Source organism: Mesorhizobium sp. M6A.T.Cr.TU.017.01.1.1, from assembly GCF_004023115.1.
Lineage (GTDB): Bacteria > Pseudomonadota > Alphaproteobacteria > Rhizobiales > Rhizobiaceae > Mesorhizobium > Mesorhizobium mediterraneum.
Window position 1 is genome coordinate 1 of sequence record NZ_RZTA01000235.1, and the last position, 2686, is coordinate 2686.

The 2686-nt window shown below is 61.6% G+C and carries 3 protein-coding genes; all 3 read left to right on the forward strand.

Going from position 1 to position 2686, the window contains the following annotated elements; genetic code table 11:
* Positions 1-365, forward strand: a 365-nt coding sequence (locus EOB36_RS33550; RefSeq protein ID WP_206637235.1) for an ABC transporter permease, incomplete at its 5' end; no start/stop codon positions are given.
* Position 366: 1 nt separating this feature from the next.
* Positions 367-1188 (forward strand): ABC transporter ATP-binding protein, encoded by an 822-nt coding sequence (locus EOB36_RS33555; protein WP_126106416.1) that lies wholly within the window; start codon positions 367-369, stop codon positions 1186-1188.
* A 14-nt stretch (positions 1189-1202) separates the two neighbouring features.
* Complete coding sequence (locus tag EOB36_RS33560; protein WP_126106417.1) at positions 1203-2576, forward strand: MlaD family protein; 1374 nt, start codon at positions 1203-1205, stop codon at positions 2574-2576.
* Positions 2577-2686: the final 110 nt, after the last annotated feature.

Here is a 2686-nt window from a genome sequence, read left to right on the forward strand (position 1 = left end):
GGGTGCTGGTGTTTCCGCGGCTGGTCGCGCTGGTGATCGCGCTGCCTTGCCTGACGATCATCGCCAATTTCGCCGCACTTGGCGGCGGCATCGCGGCGGCGTGGCTCTATTCCGACATCGCGCCGGCCGCGTTCATTGACCGGCTGCGCGTCGCCATCGACCTCAGCACCATCTTTGCCGGGCTGATTAAGGCGCCGTTCATGGCCATGATCATCGGCACCATCGCCTCGGTCGAAGGCATGAAAGTTGGCGGCAGCGCCGAATCGCTGGGACAGCACGTGACCGCTTCGGTGGTGAAGTCGATCTTCGTGGTCATCATCCTCGATGGGCTTTTCGCCATGTTCTACGCGGCGATCGAGTTCTGACATGGCGACGCAAGGCAGCACAAAGGCGACTGGGGTTGCGGAAGGGGCCAGCGAAGATGAGATCGTGCTTTCCGCGCACGACATCACCGTATCCTTCGGCGACAAGGTCATTCTCGACAGATTGTCGCTCGATATCAGGCGCGGCGAGATCCTCGGCTTTGTCGGCGCCTCCGGCGCCGGCAAGTCGGTTCTCCTGCGCACCATCCTTGGCCTGGTGCACAAACAGTCGGGAACGATCAAGCTGTTCGGCGTCGATGTCGAAAAGGCGAGCGAGAGGGAGCGTCTTCGCATCGACATGCGCCTTGGCGTCCTCTTTCAGCACGGCGCGCTGTTTTCGGCGCTCACGGTTCTCGAAAACGTGCAGGTGCCGATGCGCGAATATCTCGATCTGCCCAGAAAGCTGATGGACGAGCTGGCGATGCTCAAGGTCGAATTGGTCGGGTTGCCGCCGGATGCGGCGCAGAAATTCCCGTCCGAGCTTTCCGGCGGCATGATCAAGCGTGCGGCGCTGGCGCGCGCGCTGGCGCTCGACCCCGACATCGTGTTCCTCGACGAACCGACATCCGGCCTCGATCCGATCAGCGCGGCTGAGTTCGACGAACTGGTCGTCAAGCTGCGCGATACTATGGATCTGACCGTATACATGGTCACGCACGATCTCGACACGCTGTTCACCGCTTGTGACCGGGTGGCCGTGCTCGGCAACAAGAAAGTGCTGGTCGAAGGCACGATCGACGACATGCTCAGAAGCGAGGAACCCTGGGTGAAATCCTATTTCCGCGGAAAACGTGCGCGGCAACTTGATCTTGCGGCGCGCGCATAGCCATAAGTGGGTAAATGGAAACCAGAGCCAACTACGTCATTGTCGGCATTTTCACGCTAGCCGCGATCCTGGCGGCATTCGCGTTCGTCTATTGGACGGCCGCGATTGGCGACAGGGGTGAGACGGCGATGCTGCGGGTGCGCATTCCGGGATCGGCTTCCGGCCTCGGTCGCGGCAGTTTCGTGCTGTTCAACGGCGTCAGGGTTGGGGATGTCAGGCGCGTCTATATCGACGTCGACAATCCGACCGCCGCCATCGCCGACACCGAAATAGACCGCATGACGCCGATCACCAAATCGACTCAGGCCGATATCGGCCTTGCCGGCCTCACCGGCCAGGCCAATATCGAACTCAAGGGCGCCGACCCCAAGGAAGCGAAGCTTCTCGACCAGGCGGAAGCGGAGGGCAAGGTCGCCGAGATCGTCGCCAATCCGTCGGCGGTCACCAACCTGTTGCAGACGGCGCAGAACATCTTCACCCGCGCCGATACGGTTCTCACCCAGCTCGAAGGCTTTACCAAGGACGTTCGCGGGCCGCTGACGCAGACGGTCAACAACGTGCAGACCTTCTCCGATGCGCTGGCCAAGAATTCCGACGGCATCGACAAATTCCTCGCGAGCGTTAGTTCGCTGTCGGACGAGTTGAGAGGGGTCTCAGGCAAGCTCGACGGCACGTTGAAGGCGGCGGAAGGGCTGCTCAACGCCGTCGACAAGGACCAGATCAAGAGCATCGTCGCCAATGTCGATACGGTGACCACGAATCTGAAGGAAACCTCGAAGCAGTTCGACAGGGTCGTCAGGAATGTCGACACCGCGGTGGGATCGATCAACGATTTCGCCCAAAGAACGCAAGGCACGCTGGCCAAGGTCGACGGCGTTCTCGACGGCATTGATCCGGCACAGGTTCGCACCGCGCTGGCCAACATTCAGAAGGCCAGCGAAAACGCCAACGAGGCTGCCGCCGACATCGCCAAGGTGACCAACAAATTCGCCAACCGGGCCGACGATATCGACCAGACGATCAAGGACGCGCAGCAGCTCGCGGAGCGCCTCAACGACGCTTCGGTGCGCGTCGACGGCATCCTCGCCAAAGTTGATACATTGCTCGGCTCGGGCCAGGCCGACGGGATGATAGCCGATGCCAGGAATACGCTGAGATCGTTCAAGCAGGTCGCCGACACGCTGAACGCCCGCCTCGGCACCATCACCGACAATCTGGCGCGATTCTCAGGTCAGGGCCTGCAGAATGTCGAAGCGCTGGTCCAGGACAGCCGCCGTTCGATCACCCGCATCGAAGAGGCGGTGACGGATCTCAGCCGCAACCCGCAGCGGATCCTGTCAGGCGGCGAAGGCGAGGTCCGGCAATTCGACGGCAGGGTGCGGCGTTGACTTCGGCTTTCGCCCGCCCCAAGAACAGCAGGCAAGTGCGCTACGGATGCGGATTGCTCATACGATTCGGGGACAACGGGGATCGCGTGTGAAGTCGGTCGTGCTTAAAT

Excerpts from the sequence above, each read along its gene's own strand:
- EOB36_RS33555 (WP_126106416.1), top strand. The coding sequence starts at position 367 with ATGGCGACGCAAGGCAGCACAAAGGCGACTGGGGTTGCGGAAGGGGCC.
- EOB36_RS33560 (WP_126106417.1), top strand. The coding sequence starts at position 1,203 with ATGGAAACCAGAGCCAACTACGTCATTGTCGGCATTTTCACGCTAGCC.